Below are 16,458 nucleotides of genomic sequence, written 5' to 3'. Positions count from 1 at the left end.
ATATCCTTGTTTTTTCTTCTTATTCTCATCAGAACCGACACCAAAGCTTTTTCCCTTTATTACTGCAACGATTACACTTTTGTAATTAAAAGAGGCTATAACCCGCATTAGATTATAGGCCCCTACTTATACTACTTCTTACTTTTATTATTTTTATACGTCATTTCCGTCATATATATTGCCGGTTTATCCTCAAATTTATAATAGCTGTAATAATATATCTTATTATCTAAATTAGTTATAGCAATGCTCTCTTCCCACACATAAGGACCCGTAAATCTAGTCTTGTTTTCCCTCTCATTCTCTGGCCCTAATTTTTGTTCGTACAAGTCAAATTTGCCTACATTGAGACCATTAGATTTTTCTGTATCAGATTTATCGACAAAGAAATATTTACCACCATCTGATCCTACTACTTTACCATTTCTATCTGGCTCAAGTTTTTGTCCACTCGTATCATACACAAATTTTTTCTTTCCAAAATCGTAAATTTCTTTGTTTTGGAACATTAATTTCTTATCGAAATCCAAATACCCTGGAAATGGAGGAAAATCTTTGACTCCATCTAATTTCATAATCTCTTTCCCATCTCTCTGGGATATTAAAATTCTTTCATTTTCGTTTTTATCGTCTTGATGTATAATGACATTCCCTTTGCTAGAACTAGTTACTCTACTATTCCTTCCACCAACTACCCCACTTTGATCTCTGGTAAGTTCTCTCGGTTGTTCTTTAAATACAACTTCTCCTTTATAATTTAAAAATAGAAGTGTTCCCTCTTTTTCTCCCGTTGCTACTTCTAAATAACCTTCTCCAATCCCTATAATACGTCCCTCTGGGTACATAGACTTAACTTCAAGTTTTTTATCTTTTTGCCATTTCCCATTCGAATAACTGGAGAAATAAGGTGTAAAATCTTTTTCAAATAGAACCCCTAAATTATCACCATCTGCAATTAAATATATTCTTCTTTCATCTTTTTCATCTAATTCAAAATTAGTAAAACTTTCCTTACCCAATTGTTTTTCCACTTTCCCCAATTTAATTGAGCTTTTCGAATCAGCCTTCTTTTCCCCACCTTCAGATTCCTTCGTTCCAGTTGATTTTGAATCTGTAGAGGCTGCTTTATCCTTTGGAGTCGTCTCTACACTTTTATCAGTTTGACAACCTACTAAAGCAAGAAAAAATACAGATATAATCCCCAGGCACTTCATTTTCCAACTCATCTCAACATCCCCTTTTTATAGTTTTAAATACCCTACCCGGTTTAGTTTACACGATTCATTATTTATTTTCTATAATTTGTTAAAATAAAACAAAAAAATACAAATCAAACATCATTTATTCGATTTTCGATTCCTTGTTCGATAAAAAAATTAATATTTCAAACATTAAATTTAAGTAATACTGACAGATTTCCAAAGGTTATATATAAAGAAGACTATATATAGAATTCTTTTCTAACAACTATAATCACCAAAATTTCCAGCAAAGCTTGTTCTACTACAACTTCAGCCTTCGAAACTAAGCATATCGATAGCTATACCTTTTTCATCCATAATGCTTCACTCTATAGTTAAATAGCATACTTTATATATCCCTTTTCTTTTTTATCATTTTTGACAGAGAAAAAGAGATTCAAGCACAAAAAAGGATGTGGAGAACACTTTCCCCATATCCTTTTTATTCAAAATTTACTCTTCATTCTCCACAATATGTTTCAACATGGACAATTTATTATCCCAAAAACGTTCATAATACGAGAGCCACTGTTGTAATTCCTCTAATGGTTCTGGATGCAAGCGATATATTTTCTCTCTTCCGCTTTTTCTTCCACTTACTAAATTCGCTTCTGAAAGAATATGAAGGTGCTTTACAACCGCAGTACGACTCATCGGAAAATGATCCGTTATTTTGGAAATCGGTAACTCTTTATCACTTAATAACCGTATTACTTCTCGGCGGGTTGGATCAGCAATTGCTTGAAACACATCATATTTCGCTGCTGATGAGGACACTTAGCCTTCAACAACCTTTTTCAGTTTTTCATTTACAATCGCTACCCAGCCTCCGCTCATTCTGTCGCGAATAATAGAGCTCTTCGCATTCGCTTTCGGAAGAATTTCATCAGGGTGTTTCCAGCCGCCGTGAATTAACGTAAATTCTGTTTTATTATCTCCTAGGTCTTTCAAATGAAATGAAACAACCCAGCCATCTGTATCCCATGAAAAAGATAGATGATTTGGCTCATCGATTTCTAATACTTTACATGGTGATGGTCCAAATGGTGATTGTACATGAAATTCATGTCCTACCTCTAATACGAAATCATTTGGCATAAACCATGAGGCAATCCCTTCTGCAGTTGATACTACATTCCACACCTTTTGAATAGACGCGTTAAAAACGATCGTTTGTTTAATGTCAGTTAATGTATGTTGTTGTTCCATTTCCATTCTCCTTTATTCGGTAATCAAATATAACACCTTTTGGTTACACTTCGATAATATAACACCTTTTAGTTTCATGTCAACACTAACTCTTTTTTACTGTTGAGAAATTCTCAACATTTTTTCAACAGGACAAACACCCTCCGAGCATTTCCTCATAATATACTCACAAAGGCAACAAAAAATAAAAACTTCTCTCAACATGAAACTCCATCATTCATCTTGGAAGAAGCGCCTTACGTATATCATGCGTATTTCGTCTCTCCTCCTTCCCTCAGGGACACTACGCGAGATATGGAAAATCAGAAGGAATATGCCCACCATTTGAGTAGGTAGTTATTTCTCTTCTCCTCAACATTTCCTTAGGAGCGAAATGACTACCGACTCACTTTTTTCAAACAAAAATAAAAAGGGGTTGAACGCTATGTTCTATTGCATTAACTGCTCTGACATTCACCATGAAAAACATCCGAATGATAAAGTATTCAAAAACGGGTTTTATATTGATCCATTTTTAGGTGATCGTTATCACCTTGGTATGTGTAAAGATGCCCAAAATCATCAGACAGGGGAGCCTCTTTTAACTACAAAACAATTAGGCACAACCCAATCTATTATGAACGTATTACCGACACATGTTGTCCCAACATAAAACATAAAAAAGAGCTGGCTCACCCAGCTCTTTTTTATGCTTTATAAACGATCATTGCTGAAAAACAATAAATTTGGTTTTCGTCATCATTAATAGAAACACCGACTTGGTACTTAATATCTACAAAGTTACTATCATCAATTTTTTTCAAAAAAACATTTACAGCGTCTTCTAAGTCTTTTTCGTGACTTTCATCAAACACTTTTACACGAATCATGTTAACACCATCCTAGATCGCAGCCCTCCGCCGCTTGATTATTGCCACGGTGCGTATCTATGATGCGATAAAATTTTCCGTCTTCATATATATATCCGTCTTCTAACACATATTGTTTACCTTCAGTATAGACATAAAACTTACCTATCATAAATTTACTCGTATATAATTCCAAATAATCTGGCCTAAATTTAGCTACAACTTTATTTGTAATATCAATTTTTATTGTGCGCCCCACCTTCTCTCCCTCCTTTGCAAAGAACGGATTTAGGTATATTGTATTAGCGATTTTACATTTTATGCTTAAAAATAAGTGGATATGCCTCCTTTCTCCGCCTGTACTATTTTTCTAACAAAATCATCAATAAATAGAAGCAAAAAAATATATATAAAAGGAACTTTTACTTATTGACTCAAATATAATTATTATGGTATTATATAAAATTTGACATTTTCATTCACTTATGCTATCATTAAAGATGGTTACCACATATGGAGGTGGATGATTTGTTTCAAATTGGTGATAAAATCGTTTATCCAATGAACGGCGCAGGAGTCATCGAAGCCATTGAAGAGAAAGAAATATTAGGAACAACACGTCAATATTGTGTAATACGTATCATTAGTAAAGATATGCAAGTAATGCTTCCGATGGATCAATTACAAAAATCAGGTATTCGTTATATCGTAGATAAAGGTACGTTAGATGATATACTTCTTGAATTTCAAAACGGGGAATCAGATACATCACTTTCCTGGAAACAAAGATATACAATGAATATGGAAAAAATGAAAAACGGCAATCTGCAAGATAGTGCAGAAGTTGTTCGAGATTTACTTCGCCGCAATAAAGAGAGAGCTTTAAATGCGAGCGAAAAACAAATGCTAGATAACGCCCGAAAAATGATGATTAGTGAAGTTGCACTCGTACAAAATGTTTCTGAACATCAAGCAACAGAATATCTGCAAGACACTATTAATCACTAAATTTAAAATAGCTGGCCGCTATTTTTTTTGTGTAAAAAAAGGACGAAGAGTTTTATCTCTTCGTCCTTTTCTATTACCCACGCCCAGCTTGAAACGATGGGTATAACGTCATTCCACCATCTGCAAATAGCGTAATTCCAGTTACATAACTCGCCTCTGAGGAAGCGAGCCACGTTGCGACTGCTGCAATTTCTTCCGGTTTTCCAATGTAGCCCATCGGTATCATACTTTCTACGTCAGCACGTTTTTTAGGATCAGCAAACTTTTCTGCATTGATCGGCGTATTAATTGCACCTGGCCCTATATTATTTACTCGAATACCTTTTGGTGCATATTCTAACGCTAACGTTTCTGTCATCAGTTTAATACCACCCTTACTTGCTGCATAGTGCACGAATAAGGGCCACGGAATTTTCTCATGAACACTCGACATATTAATGACAGATCCTTTAATATCGTGTTCTACAAAATATTTAATCGCTTCACGGCTTCCTAAAAAAGCACCTGTTAAATTTGTGTTAATTACCCTATTCCAATCTTCAAGCGGCATTTCATGCGATGGTACCGCATTTTCTATCCCTGCATTATTAATCATAACGTCAAGCGTACCAAACTCTTTTACAGCAGATTGAATGAGATTCGCCACATCTGATTCGACCGTTACATCACCTTTTACAGCAATAGCTTCTCCGCCTACCTTTTTTATTTCTTCTAACACATCATTCGCTTCTGATTCTCGTGAGCGATAGTTAATCACTACTTTCGCTTTCTCCCTTGCAAACCTTACTCCCATCGCTCTTCCAAGACCAGTTGCTGATCCTGTAATAACGACAACCTTTCCTTCTAAGTCACTATACATTCCAATACCCCCTTTAACTTTTCGCTATCCCTAACATAATTCCAGCTACGATAATAAAAACGATACCGACAACAATCCCTGTTAATTGGCGTTTCGTTTTTCTTTCACCTAATATAAGAATCCCGCCAAGCGTCGAAATAATAATTCCCATTTGCGATAGCGAGAAACTTGTTGCCACTCCGACACGCGGTTGCGAAATGAATAAAAACATATTTCCAGCTGCCCAAATTAATCCTGGAATAATATTTCGTATTGCATATTTATTAAATGGATGATGTTTAAAAGTAAGCAAAATCCCTCCTAACACCATACCAACTGCTTGTGGCAACAAAGCTGACCAACCATCTACGTTAAACAGTCTAATCACTACTACGTAAACTAAATAACCGACTGTTGAAATCAATAAAATGATAATGCCTTTTTTAAAATTGCCCGCTTGCTCTGCATTCTTTTCTTCTTCACTTTGAAGAGATGTTAAAATAACACCGATAATAATACAAACGAGAGCTAATACACCAAGGACGACTGATATTGTTGTGGACCACTCATGAAATACGATGACTCCAAATAAAGTTGTCGCAACTAATTGAAGTCCTGTTGAAATCGGCATCGTCCTCGAAACGCCCATTAAATCAATACTTTTTAATTGATTCGCCTGACCGAGAGCCCAAAATAAACCTGACACAATACCAACTCCGATAACAGTAGGAGTCAATACTGGTTTCATAAAAATATAAACAACAATCGAGAAAATAAGCGCGCCAAGCGTTGTTCCGAGCGTTTGACTATACGGTCCCCCGCCCAGTTTTACGTTAAATAGCACAATACTTCCCCAAAATATAGCTGGTAAAATCGCTAAAAATATATCCATCGCTCATTACCTTTCTTTACTAAATGTCATAAGTTATCACTCTGAATCAGTAGAGTGAGCTTTTATTTTTTCTTTTTCCCTTTCACAAATCTTTTCTGCAATAGCACCAGAAACATTCTTTTCTCGCTCCACTTTCTTTATCTTTACGTGATCTAAATAATCTTCCAAAGTAAGCGTAACTTTATCATTTGGCGGATTATGTGCTCCTTGAAATGTAAGAAATTGTAGCGTAATTTCAAACCTAGGAACGAACTCACCGTTTTTGCCGAGACGCTTTATATTTATAACTGAAGCACATTCATATTGGTCTTCTGTCACTTGTCTTATCACAGAATAATATCGATTTAATAATGCACTTTCTAAAAGTTGTTCATTCGATTCTTTTGCCAAAGAATAACTTGGAAAAAAGGAAAAGATAGAGCATATCATCGTTAGCATTACATATAATTTTTTCATAACGCCCTCCTTGTTCTATACGTTAGTGTTCTCAAAAACGCCATAAAAAAACGACTTTCCCTACATAGGAAAGTCGTTTTAATGAATCCAATATTAACCACCGCTCACTGGCGGGATTAGTGCAACAACATCACCAGATTGGACCCTGTCATCTTCATTTGCATATTCTTCATTAATCGCAACCATAATTGGTTCTGTGACTGGTACATTATATTCTTTTGCAACAATATCTTTTAACTCTGCAACCGTAATATTTTCTTTCTCTATTTGTAATTCACTTCTTCCTACTTCTTCTTGCAAGTTCGCAAATAACAATACTCGAATCATACTTATAGCTCCTTCCCAGGCTCTCCCGCCGGATATGGCGTTTTTTCTAATTGATCGCCGATCCAAGAATCTCCATCTTCCCAAAACTCCTTTTTCCAAATCGGAACAATTTGTTTTATGCGTTCCATAATATATTCATTTGCTTCATAAGCCGCTTTACGATGCGGCGTTGAAACAGCCACAACAACCGCGATATCAGAAATTTGCAGTGTACCGATGCGATGTGTAATCGCAACGTGTGTACCTGGCCATTTCTCCTTCACTTCTGATCCGATTTTCTCTAGCATCTTTTCTGCCATCGTTTTATAAGCGACATATTCTAAGTATAATGTACGACGCCCTTTCGTAAACTCTCTAACCGTTCCAATAAATGTTGTAACAGCACCACATTCGCGGCGAATAACCTTATTCGCTACTTCTTCAATTGAAATTTCTGTATCAATTACTTCATAATACGTATGTGTCATTTCGCACTCCTTACCGTTTGTAAAAACCAGTCTATATACAACTCTTCTTCTGTTATATGAAATACTTTATATTCTTCTCGTAAGTTTGCAGGAGCATCATGCCACGTAATAACCGCTACTATATTTTCTACTTTAAGTAAAAGTTCAACGTCTTCTTCAGAACGAAGTAACACCACTTTCGGATAGCTCTCTTTTTTATAGCCCTCAATTAAAATTGTATCCACTTCAAAAAACTCGTATAAACGGATAATTTCTTGCAAGGACCATTCCTCTCTTAATGACGACAATGAAAGTAATCCAGCACCTTCTACACTACTTACGACAGCACCGGCCTTTCTATGCCTTTCACTATCTTTTTGCGCTACTTCTGGAAACCCTCCATGCCCGTGATGTTTAATGGTAGCAACTTTCATTTTCCGTTCAGCTAATGCATGCACAATTTTCTCTACAAGTGTTGTTTTCCCGCTATTTTGATACCCTACTATTTGTAAGAGCGAAGGGGCTTTGCCCATGGCCAATCACATCCCTCAGCGTGCTCTAACAATAATACAGACACTTTCATCCCTGCCTCAAAGCCTCTCGTTCCTCCAGGCAACACAATAAAAGCATTCGCATCTGCAAGTGAAGATACCGCACTCGATTTATCTAAACCGACCGGCATCGCTTGTAATGCCCCGTCCACGATTGTCACCTTTGCTCTTACAAAACGAGTAAACGGATTCGGCTTTGGAAAATCTTTTTGTAAAATAGCATCTGCTCTATATACGTGAGGTTCTTTCGCATACAAATATGTTTTTATAACTGGATGCACAAATAGCTCAAATCCTACGTAACAAGCTGACGGATTCCCTGATAAACCGAAAAGTAACTTTCCATCAACTTCAGCTACAGTCGTTACACTTCCTGGTCTCATCGCTATTTTATTGAAGAGTACATTCGCTTGTAATCTTTCATAAATAGCCGGCAAGTAGTCATAATCTCCTACCGACACACCGCCTGTCGTAATTAAAATATCAACTTCATCCATCGCTGATTGAACGGCGGTAAAACACGCATCTAACTCGTCGGCAAGTTGGCCATAATATCGGACTTTACCTCCCGCTTTCATAATTTGAGCAGCAATCATATAAGAGTTACTATTTCTAATTTTCCCTGGCTGTAACGACTCATGTACTTCTAACAATTCACTTCCTGTCGTCACAATACCAACAACAGGCTGTTTTACAACTTTCACAGTACTATATCCAAACGTCGCTAATAAGGCCGCAACACCTGGATTAATTGCAACACCTTTCTGAACGAGAACTTCATTTTGTTTTATATCTTCCCCTTTAAATGACACATTGTCGCCACTATGAAAAGGACGCTTTAACTTCATATATGTTTTTCCGTTCTTCTCAAAGCCTTCCGTCAGTTCTAGCATTACGACTGCATTACAATCCGCTGGAATAGCTGCTCCTGTCATAATACGAACCGCCTGAAAAGATCCTACTGTATCTAGAAAAACAGACCCCGCCCCGATTTCTCCTATTACTTCAAACTCAATTGCATTCTCTTGATTTGCTTCTTTCGTATCTTCTGCTCGAATTGCGAAACCATCGTAAGGAGAACGATCAAAATGAGGAACGTCATGATCAGAGACAACATCCTCTCCAAGAATTCTTCCGTAACTTTCCGTAATAGAAACTTCTTCTACTTCACCAATTTTCGCATATTCCATTACTCTCTCTACTGCATCAGCAACTTGAATCGGAATTCGTTTTTCTACCATCGTTTCTCACCCCATATTTGCAATTTTTTTTATCTCGATTAAACTTTATATATTAAATAGAAATTACTTCAAGGAGGAATTCCATGTCTTCATTCACACACTTTAATGACCAAGGACGCGCGAAAATGGTTGATATAAGCGATAAAAAAGCAACCGTTCGAACAGCAATTGCGCGCTCTAGCATTGTCGTTACAAAAGAAATTTACGATAAAATCTCTCATAACGAAATCGGGAAAGGTGATGTATTAGCAGTTGCACAAATCGCTGGTATTATGGCTGCAAAACGCACTTCCGATATTATCCCAATGTGCCATCCTTTATTATTAAAAGGTGTTGACGTTTCTTTCGATTGGAAACAATCCGATGAACAATATCGATTACTGATTGAAGTAAAAGTTAAAACAGAAGGTAGCACCGGTGTTGAAATGGAAGCTTTAACAGCTGCTTCCGCTACCGCTCTTACCGTGTACGATATGTGTAAAGCTGTTGATAAAGGTATGATTATTGGTGAAACGTACTTACTTGAAAAAACAGGTGGAAAAAGTGGAGATTATACGAGAAAGTCTTAATCTTCTCCCTGTTGAACCTAAAGGGGTTCCCTTTAGGTTCAACCTATATATCTGGCATATAAACGTTTTGCCACATTTATATCATTCGTCCCATGAATAAACGCCCTACCATCTGTAAATAAAACAAAACGAAATTCCTCTACTAAAAACGATACTAAATACGGAGTAGCTTTTACATCCACACTTCTTTGTAAGCGCTTTTTAATTTCTTCTAAATTGAATTCATTCCGCACACCTGGACGGATTTGTACTGTATTTCGTCCGCATAACACTTCTGTTTTCGTTTGCGCTTCAAATGTTAAACTCGGATATGTACGTAATCTTCCGCAAGATAAACACGTGTCTTTTTTCTGTCTATTCACTTTAAATGCCATCTGTTGATTATTCCAAAGATCAAACGATAACATCGTTTCGCGAAGCGCCCCATAGTCTTCTACTAATATTTTCAGCGCTTCCGTTATTTGATGCGCAACTACTAATTGTACTGCTGGCTGTATAATGCCAGCCGTATCACATGTTGCTCCGCTTGCTGGATGCTCCATTAAACAGCGGAAACACGGTGTTTTTCCTGGTACAATTGTATACGTTACTCCGTAGCTTCCAACGCAACCACCATATATCCACGGAATATTATACTTTTGTGAAATATCATTAATAAGAAGACGCGTTTCAAAATTATCTGTCGCATCTAATATTAAATCTATCCCCTTCACTAGCTCTTCCATTTCCTGCACTGTTACATCAGTTACAACCGGATTTATTTCCACCTCAGAATTAATCGCTTTTAAATGCTCTGCCGCTGCTACCGCCTTCGGTTTATACTGCGTTGCGTCTTCTTCTGTATATAATTGTTGCCTTTGTAAATTACTCCACTCTACATAATCACGATCCGCAATTGTTATTTTTCCAACACCTGCTCTAACAATCGCTTCTGCATTTGCTGCACCAAGAGCTCCAGCACCAATAATAAGCACATGCTTCTCTCTAATTTTTCTCTGTCCTTCTTCTCCAACACCAGCAAATAATATTTGCCTTGAATATCGCTCCTGCATACGATAGCCTCCCTTCTTATCCCCCTATATAAGACATTTCAATTTTCGGACGATTTTTCGCACTTTCTTCTGTCCGTTCATCCGAATACCTATCTTTTCTATTCATCCATACATCTTGTATAACGCTTACTAACTCCTCATCCGAAAGATTTCCTCTAAGAAGTTCCCTTAGGTCGAGTCCCTCTGTCGCAAATAAGCAAGTATAAAACTTTCCATCTGCTGAAATTCTCGCTCTCGTACAAGAGGAACAAAAGGACTCAGAAACAGAAGTAATAAAACCGACTTCAACATTTGTTCCAACGTAACGATATCGCTTCGCAACTTCACCAAAATAATGTGCTTCAGCTGGCTCAAGCGGATACACGCGATGAATCATCTCAATTAACTCTCGCTTCGTAACAACTTGATCAAAATTCCATCCATTTGTACTACCAACATCCATAAACTCAATGAACCTAAGCGGGATTCCTTGCTCTTTAAAATACGCAGCCATCGGAAGTACTTGATGATCATTCATCCCTTTTTTCACAACCATATTTACCTTTACATCAAGCCCGGCTTCTTTTGCAGCCATAATTCCCTTTATAACAGGTTTCGTATTAATATTTCGGCCATTAATAGCCTTAAATACATCATCATCTATTGCATCCAAACTAACATTTACTCTATGTAATCCAGCTTCTTTTAATACTTTTGCTTGCTTCGTTAAATGAATTGCATTGGTCGTTAACCCTATATCTAACAGCCCGTCAATTTTCACGAGTCGTGCAATAAGTTTTGTTAAATCTTTACGAAGTAGTGGCTCGCCACCAGTAAGTCTAATTTTTCGTACACCGATGCTAACAAATAATCTTGCCAATCGCTCAATTTCATCAAACGTCAGTAAAAACTCATCTTTCAAAAAAGCATAATCTGGCCCAAACACTTCCGCTGGCATACAATATGTACATCTAAAATTGCAACGATCAATGACAGATATGCGTAAATCTTGAAGTGGGCGTCCAAAAAAATCTGTAACCATCTCCTGCATCGCCACCCTCCCTTTCTGCCAAATTTCTCTCTTTTCATTCTATTATAATATATTTTCGAACTGCGATGTTTTTGCTCTAACAAATAAAAAGCCTTGAAGCATAAAAGTTTCAAGGCTCTCCCCTTATCAACTTAAGCGAATAATCGTTAGAGTAGCTCCTGGCGTTGCCGTAGATAATGTAGCCAACGCAACTACTCCAAATAATTGTAAGCTAACAGTAGCTCCAGCAGGCAAGTTAGCAATGATTGTTGCACTAAATGAACCAGTAGCCACTGTCGGAGCATTTATCGTTCCCGCAAGCGGACTGCCATTTACAGTTATACGGGAACTTACAAGTAAACCTGCTGTTAAATTAATTGTATAGGCTATATAATAATTCCCTGCATTCGCAACTGTAAATACAGTATTTCCACCACTAACGGTTATTCCTGGGCCAATATTTTGATTGTTCGGTAACGGAATATTCGTGCCACCTAACAAAACAGAAATAACACTTCCTGATGTATTATTCGCGAATGCATATGTTGCAGTTGTACTAACTCCAGTCGCCCCGGTCGCTCCAGTGGCTCCAGTGGCTCCAGCTCCGGTTGGACCTGTATCTCCAGTTGGACCTTGTGAACCGGTTGCTCCGGTTGCCCCAGTTGGACCTTGAATTCCTTGCGGGCCTTGAATTCCTTGGGGACCTGTTGCTCCGGTTGCTCCTGTAGCTCCCGTTGGACCTTGAATTCCTTGCGGGCCTTGAATTCCTTGCGGGCCTTGAATTCCTTGTGGGCCTTGAATTCCTTGGAGACCTGTCGCTCCGGTTGCTCCTGTAGCTCCCGTTGGACCTTGAATTCCTTGCGGGCCTTGAATTCCTTGTGGGCCTTGAATTCCTTGGGGACCTGTTGCTCCGGTTGCTCCTGTAGCTCCCGTTGGACCTTGAATTCCTTGCGGGCCTTGAATTCCTTGGGGACCTTGTGGGCCGGTCGGACCTATGTCACCTTGCGGACCTTGGATTCCCTGTGGGCCTTGTGCTCCGGTTGCCCCCGTCGTTCCTTGGATTCCTTGAGGACCTTGTGGACCTTGAATTCCTTGTGAGCCGGTTGGACCTATATCGCCTTGTGGGCCTTGAATTCCTTGTGGACCTTGTGCTCCGGTTGCCCCCGTTACTCCTTGGATTCCTTGCGGACCTTGAATACCCTGTGGACCGGTTGGACCTATATCGCCTTGAACACCTTGGATTCCTTGCGGACCCTGTAAACCCGTCACTCCGGTTGCTCCCGTTGCTCCGGTCGCTCCTGTCACTCCAGTTGAGCCTGTCGCCCCGTTATCTCCTGTTACTCCTGTCGCACCTGTTGCTCCGGTCGGGCCAGGTGGCCCACCTGATGGACCTGTCACTCCCGCCGGACCTGATGGCCCCGTTGGGCCGGTCGGTCCTGCTGGTCCTCCTGACGGGCCAGTCACCCCTGTTGGACCGGTTACTCCTGTTGGACCGGTAGTTCCCTCTCCCGTCGCTCCGGTTGCCCCCGTATCTCCTGTTGCTCCCGTCGGACCTTGGATTCCTTGAATTCCTTGTGGACCTTGCACTCCTTGTGCGCCCGTCGCTCCTTGAATTCCTTGTACTCCTTGCACTCCTTGGGGACCCACCGGACCGGTTGGACCAATCGCTCCTTGTACTCCTTGCACTCCTTGGGGACCCTCTGGACCCGTTGCTCCTATTTCCCCTTGTATCCCTTGAATTCCAGTTGCTCCTTGTGCTCCAGTTGCTCCCGTTATCCCTTGCACACCTTGTATTCCCTGTATTCCTTGAGAACCTTGTGGACCGGTTGCTCCTATCGGTCCTTGAATGCCTTGTATTCCCTGAGGACCCTCTGGACCCGTTGCTCCAACTGGCCCTTGAACACCTTGTATTCCTTGCGGGCCCTGAAGTCCCTCTGGGCCTTCTGGACCTGTTGGACCTATCTCTCCTTGTATCCCTTGGATTCCAGTTGGACCTTGTGGCCCGGTCGGACCTATGTCACCTTGCTGACCTTGGATTCCCTGTGGGCCTTGTGCTCCTGTTCCCCCTGTCGCTCCTTGGATTCCTTGAGAACCTTGTGAGCCTTGAATTCCTTGTGGGCCGGTTGGACCTATGTCACCTTGTGGGCCTTGAATCCCTTGCGGACCTTGATCTCCTGTTGCCCCCGTTACTCCTTGAATTCCTTGCGGACCTTGAACACCTTGGGGACCCGTCGGGCCTATCTCTCCTTGCACTCCTTGGATTCCTTGCGGACCTTGTAAACCCGTCACTCCGGTTGCTCCCGTTTCTCCTGTCGCTCCTGTCACTCCAGTTGAGCCTGTCGCCCCAGTATCTCCTGTTACTCCTGTCGCCCCGGTTGCTCCTGTCGGGCCAGGTGGTCCACCAGATGGACCTGTTACTCCCGCCGGACCTGATGGCCCCGTTGGGCCGGTCGGTCCTGCTGGTCCTCCAGATGGGCCTGTTACCCCTGTTGGGCCTGTAGTGCCTTCCCCTGTTGCCCCAGTTGCTCCCGTATCTCCTGTTACCCCCGTCGGACCTTGGATTCCTTGAATTCCTTGTGGACCTTGCACTCCTTGTGCGCCCGTCGCTCCTTGAATTCCTTGTACTCCTTGCACTCCTTGTGGCCCCATCGGACCTGTTGGACCAATCACCCCTTGAGCACCTTGCACTCCTTGGGGACCCTCTGGACCCGTTGCTCCTACTTCCCCTTGTATCCCTTGAATTCCAGTTGCTCCTTGTACTCCAGTTGCTCCCGTTATCCCTTGCACACCTTGTATTCCCTGAATTCCTTGTGGACCTTGTGGGCCGGTTGCTCCTACCGGTCCTTGAATTCCTTGTATCCCCTGGGGACCCTCTGGACCCGTTGCTCCTACTGGGCCTGGCACACCTTGTATTCCTTGCGGGCCCTGAAGTCCCTCTGGGCCTTCTGGACCTGTTGGTCCTATATCACCCATCGGACCTTGTATCCCTTGAACTCCCTGTGGACCTGTTGCTCCTGATGGCCCTGGTACTCCTTGTATTCCTTGTGGACCTTGATCTCCTGTGGCCCCTGTTACCCCTTGTGGCCCTATAGTCCCCTGTATACCTTGTGGACCTTGATCCCCTGTTGCTCCCGTTGCTCCTTGAATACCCTGAACTCCTTGAATTCCTTGTTCACCGGTTACTCCCGTCGGACCAGGAATACCTTGAATTCCTTGCGGACCTTCTGGACCTGTTGGCCCAATTGGCCCTTGAATCCCTTGTATTCCTTGCAAGCCCTGTGCTCCCGTGCTTCCAGTCGGACCTGTACTTCCCGTTGCTCCTGTTACCCCTGTACTTCCTGTAGCCCCAGTATTTCCCGTTGCTCCGGTTGCTCCTGTACTTCCACTCGGTCCACCACCCGGACCTGTCGCACCAGTCGGCCCCGTCGGACCAGGAGGTCCTCCTGATGGGCCAGTGATCCCTGTTGGACCAGTTACTCCCGTCGGACCGGTTATCCCCTGACCAGTCGCTCCGGTTGCTCCTGTATTTCCACTCGGTCCTTGTGGTCCTTGTATCCCTTGTGCTCCTTGTATTCCTTGTGGACCGGTTGCTCCCGGTACTCCTTGCACTCCTTGAATTCCTTGAGATCCCTCAGGTCCTGTCGCTCCAATTGGCCCCTGTAATCCTTGTATTCCCTGTATTCCTTGTGCCCCAGTCGCTCCAGTTGGACCAATCGGCCCTTGTAACCCTTGTACTCCTTGAGATCCTGTCGCTCCGGTTTCTCCCTGTGGTCCTCTCAATCCTTGTGGCCCCTGCTGTCCTTCTGATCCCGTTGCACCTATTGGTCCAACCGCTCCTTGTATACCTTGCACACCTTGAGGCCCTGTTGGCCCCCTTTCTCCCATCGGACCTTGAAATCCTCTTGGTCCTTGTGGGCCAGTCGCGCCTTGTGGACCGGTTGGACCAGTAATCCCAATACCAGTAAATCCCGTTGGAACGGGAGGAAAAGTGGGCCCAATAAGTTCTGGTGAAATTCTAAAATTAGGGTTTAACGAATGTTGTTGCCTTCTATTATCGCGCTCTCTCACACTTTCACCACCTACACACCATCTTTTTTACATTACAAACCTCTTCTTAATATGTATTTACAAAAATAATCTCAAAGACTATTTTTATTTTAAATAATAAAAACTCCCTTAATTCCTTAAGGGAGTCCAGCAACTGAATCCATATTATCTGTATTAGGGACAGCTTGTGCTATACCCGATGCATTTACACTTTGCCCCATATTTGTTCCTGTTACAGTACCAGCAGGAGTACCTCTCGTATACGTTGTTGTGACAGAATCTCCTGGCTGTAAACAAAGCTTCGTCTCCGTCCCTATTACTGTAACAACATCAATCCAAGTACACCCCATCGAACCACTATACGATTTCGAAGCAGTAAATGACGTATCACTCAGATTATCACCAGTAAATATATTCCCAGTGTTATTCACAATAACGAACTCTTTTATATGAGCAGGCATAATTACACTCTACCTTTCTTCTATGAGCCTAATGTACGTGTACTCGTTGCTAATGGCGGAAGAAACACCGATGTTCTAATGACCGCTTCTGGCTGTCTTTTTCCATTTAAAAAAATAGCCACACTCGATCCTCCAGCACCTGCATACACTTTCGCTACAGCTAAAGGTGAGATATCATAACAATCGCCGACATTAACAGCCCCTGTATTATTTATAATTTTTACTTTCCGTAAGTTAATCCCCATTTACCTATCCCCCTTTTG

The 16,458-nt window shown here is 41.3% G+C and carries 20 protein-coding genes; 3 read left to right on the top strand and 17 right to left on the bottom strand.

The genetic code is table 11. The features are described 5' to 3' along the window. Positions 1-131: 131 nt before the first annotated feature. The 3 genes from ACTFSI_RS20930 to ACTFSI_RS20920 form a co-directional block, all read right to left on the bottom strand. Positions 132-1,226: a hypothetical protein gene (locus ACTFSI_RS20930; protein ID WP_000118575.1), complete on the bottom strand. Its 1,095-nt coding sequence runs from the start codon at positions 1,224-1,226 to the stop codon at positions 132-134. A 468-nt stretch (positions 1,227-1,694) separates the two neighbouring features. Further along, entirely contained in the window at positions 1,695-2,018 is a 324-nt protein-coding gene (locus tag ACTFSI_RS20925) for an ArsR/SmtB family transcription factor (RefSeq protein WP_000098837.1), read from the bottom strand. Continuing rightward, on the bottom strand, positions 2,019-2,450 hold the full coding sequence (locus tag ACTFSI_RS20920) for an SRPBCC family protein (protein ID WP_000437669.1): 432 nt from the start codon (positions 2,448-2,450) through the stop codon (positions 2,019-2,021). Positions 2,451-2,874: 424 nt separating this feature from the next. Here ACTFSI_RS20920 and ACTFSI_RS20915 point away from each other — a divergent pair, with 424 nt between their 5' ends. Then, complete coding sequence (locus ACTFSI_RS20915) at positions 2,875-3,102, top strand: DUF3973 domain-containing protein (RefSeq protein WP_000498992.1); 228 nt, start codon at positions 2,875-2,877, stop codon at positions 3,100-3,102. Positions 3,103-3,136: 34 nt separating this feature from the next. Here the strand turns inward: ACTFSI_RS20915 and ACTFSI_RS20910 are convergent, their stop codons facing one another. Beyond that, a complete protein-coding gene (locus tag ACTFSI_RS20910) occupies positions 3,137-3,319 on the bottom strand; it encodes a sporulation protein Cse60 (RefSeq protein ID WP_000621751.1) in 183 nt (60 codons plus the stop codon). Between the two features lies 1 nt (position 3,320). Further along, complete coding sequence (locus ACTFSI_RS20905; protein WP_000533800.1) at positions 3,321-3,557, bottom strand: DUF2553 family protein; 237 nt, start codon at positions 3,555-3,557, stop codon at positions 3,321-3,323. Positions 3,558-3,811: 254 nt separating this feature from the next. Between ACTFSI_RS20905 and ACTFSI_RS20900 the strand changes: the two genes are divergently transcribed. Beyond that, positions 3,812-4,306 carry a CarD family transcriptional regulator gene (locus ACTFSI_RS20900; protein WP_001993652.1) on the top strand — a complete coding sequence of 165 codons (495 nt, stop codon included), beginning with the start codon at positions 3,812-3,814 and terminating at the stop codon, positions 4,304-4,306. 73 nt (positions 4,307-4,379) lie between these two features. Here the strand turns inward: ACTFSI_RS20900 and ACTFSI_RS20895 are convergent, their stop codons facing one another. The 7 genes from ACTFSI_RS20895 to moeA form a co-directional block, all read right to left on the bottom strand. After that, positions 4,380-5,165 (bottom strand): glucose 1-dehydrogenase, encoded by a 786-nt coding sequence (locus tag ACTFSI_RS20895; RefSeq protein WP_139896364.1) that lies wholly within the window; start codon positions 5,163-5,165, stop codon positions 4,380-4,382. 13 nt (positions 5,166-5,178) lie between these two features. Then, positions 5,179-6,036 (bottom strand): glucose uptake protein GlcU, encoded by an 858-nt coding sequence (glcU, locus tag ACTFSI_RS20890; RefSeq protein ID WP_044790891.1) that lies wholly within the window; start codon positions 6,034-6,036, stop codon positions 5,179-5,181. A gap of 36 nt (positions 6,037-6,072) precedes the next feature. Then, positions 6,073-6,492, bottom strand: a complete 420-nt coding sequence (locus ACTFSI_RS20885) for a DUF3888 domain-containing protein (RefSeq protein ID WP_440045612.1) — start codon at positions 6,490-6,492, stop codon at positions 6,073-6,075. 93 nt (positions 6,493-6,585) lie between these two features. Next, the gene (gene moaD, locus ACTFSI_RS20880) at positions 6,586-6,819 is read right to left on the bottom strand and encodes a molybdopterin converting factor subunit 1 (protein WP_440045611.1); all 234 of its coding nucleotides are present in this window, start codon (positions 6,817-6,819) and stop codon (positions 6,586-6,588) included. A 2-nt stretch (positions 6,820-6,821) separates the two neighbouring features. After that, complete coding sequence (gene moaE, locus ACTFSI_RS20875; protein ID WP_000149943.1) at positions 6,822-7,286, bottom strand: molybdopterin synthase catalytic subunit MoaE; 465 nt, start codon at positions 7,284-7,286, stop codon at positions 6,822-6,824. Then, entirely contained in the window at positions 7,283-7,798 is a 516-nt protein-coding gene (gene mobB, locus ACTFSI_RS20870; protein WP_000513648.1) for a molybdopterin-guanine dinucleotide biosynthesis protein B, read from the bottom strand. The genes moaE and mobB overlap by 4 nt, the downstream gene beginning before the upstream one ends. Beyond that, positions 7,768-9,057, bottom strand: coding sequence for a molybdopterin molybdotransferase MoeA (gene moeA / locus ACTFSI_RS20865; protein ID WP_000229666.1), 1,290 nt, complete (start codon positions 9,055-9,057; stop codon positions 7,768-7,770). The genes mobB and moeA overlap by 31 nt, the downstream gene beginning before the upstream one ends. Positions 9,058-9,140: 83 nt before the next feature. Between moeA and moaC the strand changes: the two genes are divergently transcribed. Further along, positions 9,141-9,626: a cyclic pyranopterin monophosphate synthase MoaC gene (moaC, locus tag ACTFSI_RS20860; RefSeq protein ID WP_000094151.1), complete on the top strand. Its 486-nt coding sequence runs from the start codon at positions 9,141-9,143 to the stop codon at positions 9,624-9,626. Positions 9,627-9,664: 38 nt separating this feature from the next. Here the strand turns inward: moaC and ACTFSI_RS20855 are convergent, their stop codons facing one another. The 5 genes from ACTFSI_RS20855 to ACTFSI_RS20835 all read right to left on the bottom strand — a co-directional run bounded on the left by ACTFSI_RS20855 (position 9,665) and on the right by ACTFSI_RS20835 (position 16,440). After that, positions 9,665-10,678, bottom strand: a complete 1,014-nt coding sequence (locus ACTFSI_RS20855) for a molybdopterin-synthase adenylyltransferase MoeB (RefSeq protein WP_001158071.1) — start codon at positions 10,676-10,678, stop codon at positions 9,665-9,667. A gap of 16 nt (positions 10,679-10,694) precedes the next feature. Then, complete coding sequence (moaA, locus tag ACTFSI_RS20850; RefSeq protein ID WP_001157148.1) at positions 10,695-11,708, bottom strand: GTP 3',8-cyclase MoaA; 1,014 nt, start codon at positions 11,706-11,708, stop codon at positions 10,695-10,697. Between the two features lie 126 nt (positions 11,709-11,834). Then, positions 11,835-15,755 (bottom strand): BclA-related collagen-like exosporium protein, encoded by a 3,921-nt coding sequence (locus tag ACTFSI_RS20845; protein ID WP_440045610.1) that lies wholly within the window; start codon positions 15,753-15,755, stop codon positions 11,835-11,837. Positions 15,756-15,871: 116 nt separating this feature from the next. Continuing rightward, on the bottom strand, positions 15,872-16,195 hold the full coding sequence (locus ACTFSI_RS20840; RefSeq protein WP_001110853.1) for a hypothetical protein: 324 nt from the start codon (positions 16,193-16,195) through the stop codon (positions 15,872-15,874). Positions 16,196-16,215: 20 nt separating this feature from the next. Beyond that, positions 16,216-16,440: a spore germination protein gene (locus tag ACTFSI_RS20835; RefSeq protein WP_044793734.1), complete on the bottom strand. Its 225-nt coding sequence runs from the start codon at positions 16,438-16,440 to the stop codon at positions 16,216-16,218. Positions 16,441-16,458 lie beyond the last annotated feature (18 nt).

The sequence above is a fragment of the Bacillus cereus group sp. MYBK101-2 genome, assembly GCF_051918845.1.
Lineage (GTDB): Bacteria > Bacillota > Bacilli > Bacillales > Bacillaceae_G > Bacillus_A > Bacillus_A paranthracis.
Note: the sequence above shows the minus strand (reverse complement) of the source record. Positions and strands in the feature narration are given on the sequence as shown.

Coding starts and splice junctions, on each gene's coding strand:
- ACTFSI_RS20930 (WP_000118575.1), bottom strand. CDS start 1,226: ATGAGTTGGAAAATGAAGTGCCTGGGGATTATATCTGTATTTTTTCTT.
- ACTFSI_RS20920 (WP_000437669.1), bottom strand. CDS start 2,450: ATGGAACAACAACATACATTAACTGACATTAAACAAACGATCGTTTTT.
- ACTFSI_RS20915 (WP_000498992.1), top strand. CDS start 2,875: ATGTTCTATTGCATTAACTGCTCTGACATTCACCATGAAAAACATCCG.
- ACTFSI_RS20910 (WP_000621751.1), bottom strand. CDS start 3,319: ATGATTCGTGTAAAAGTGTTTGATGAAAGTCACGAAAAAGACTTAGAA.
- ACTFSI_RS20900 (WP_001993652.1), top strand. CDS start 3,812: ATGGAGGTGGATGATTTGTTTCAAATTGGTGATAAAATCGTTTATCCA.
- ACTFSI_RS20895 (WP_139896364.1), bottom strand. CDS start 5,165: ATGTATAGTGACTTAGAAGGAAAGGTTGTCGTTATTACAGGATCAGCA.
- glcU (WP_044790891.1), bottom strand. CDS start 6,036: ATGGATATATTTTTAGCGATTTTACCAGCTATATTTTGGGGAAGTATT.
- ACTFSI_RS20885 (WP_440045612.1), bottom strand. CDS start 6,492: ATGAAAAAATTATATGTAATGCTAACGATGATATGCTCTATCTTTTCC.
- moaD (WP_440045611.1), bottom strand. CDS start 6,819: ATGATTCGAGTATTGTTATTTGCGAACTTGCAAGAAGAAGTAGGAAGA.
- moaE (WP_000149943.1), bottom strand. CDS start 7,286: ATGACACATACGTATTATGAAGTAATTGATACAGAAATTTCAATTGAA.
- mobB (WP_000513648.1), bottom strand. CDS start 7,798: ATGGGCAAAGCCCCTTCGCTCTTACAAATAGTAGGGTATCAAAATAGC.
- moeA (WP_000229666.1), bottom strand. CDS start 9,057: ATGGTAGAAAAACGAATTCCGATTCAAGTTGCTGATGCAGTAGAGAGA.
- moaC (WP_000094151.1), top strand. CDS start 9,141: ATGTCTTCATTCACACACTTTAATGACCAAGGACGCGCGAAAATGGTT.
- ACTFSI_RS20855 (WP_001158071.1), bottom strand. CDS start 10,678: ATGCAGGAGCGATATTCAAGGCAAATATTATTTGCTGGTGTTGGAGAA.
- moaA (WP_001157148.1), bottom strand. CDS start 11,708: ATGCAGGAGATGGTTACAGATTTTTTTGGACGCCCACTTCAAGATTTA.
- ACTFSI_RS20840 (WP_001110853.1), bottom strand. CDS start 16,195: ATGCCTGCTCATATAAAAGAGTTCGTTATTGTGAATAACACTGGGAAT.
- ACTFSI_RS20835 (WP_044793734.1), bottom strand. CDS start 16,440: ATGGGGATTAACTTACGGAAAGTAAAAATTATAAATAATACAGGGGCT.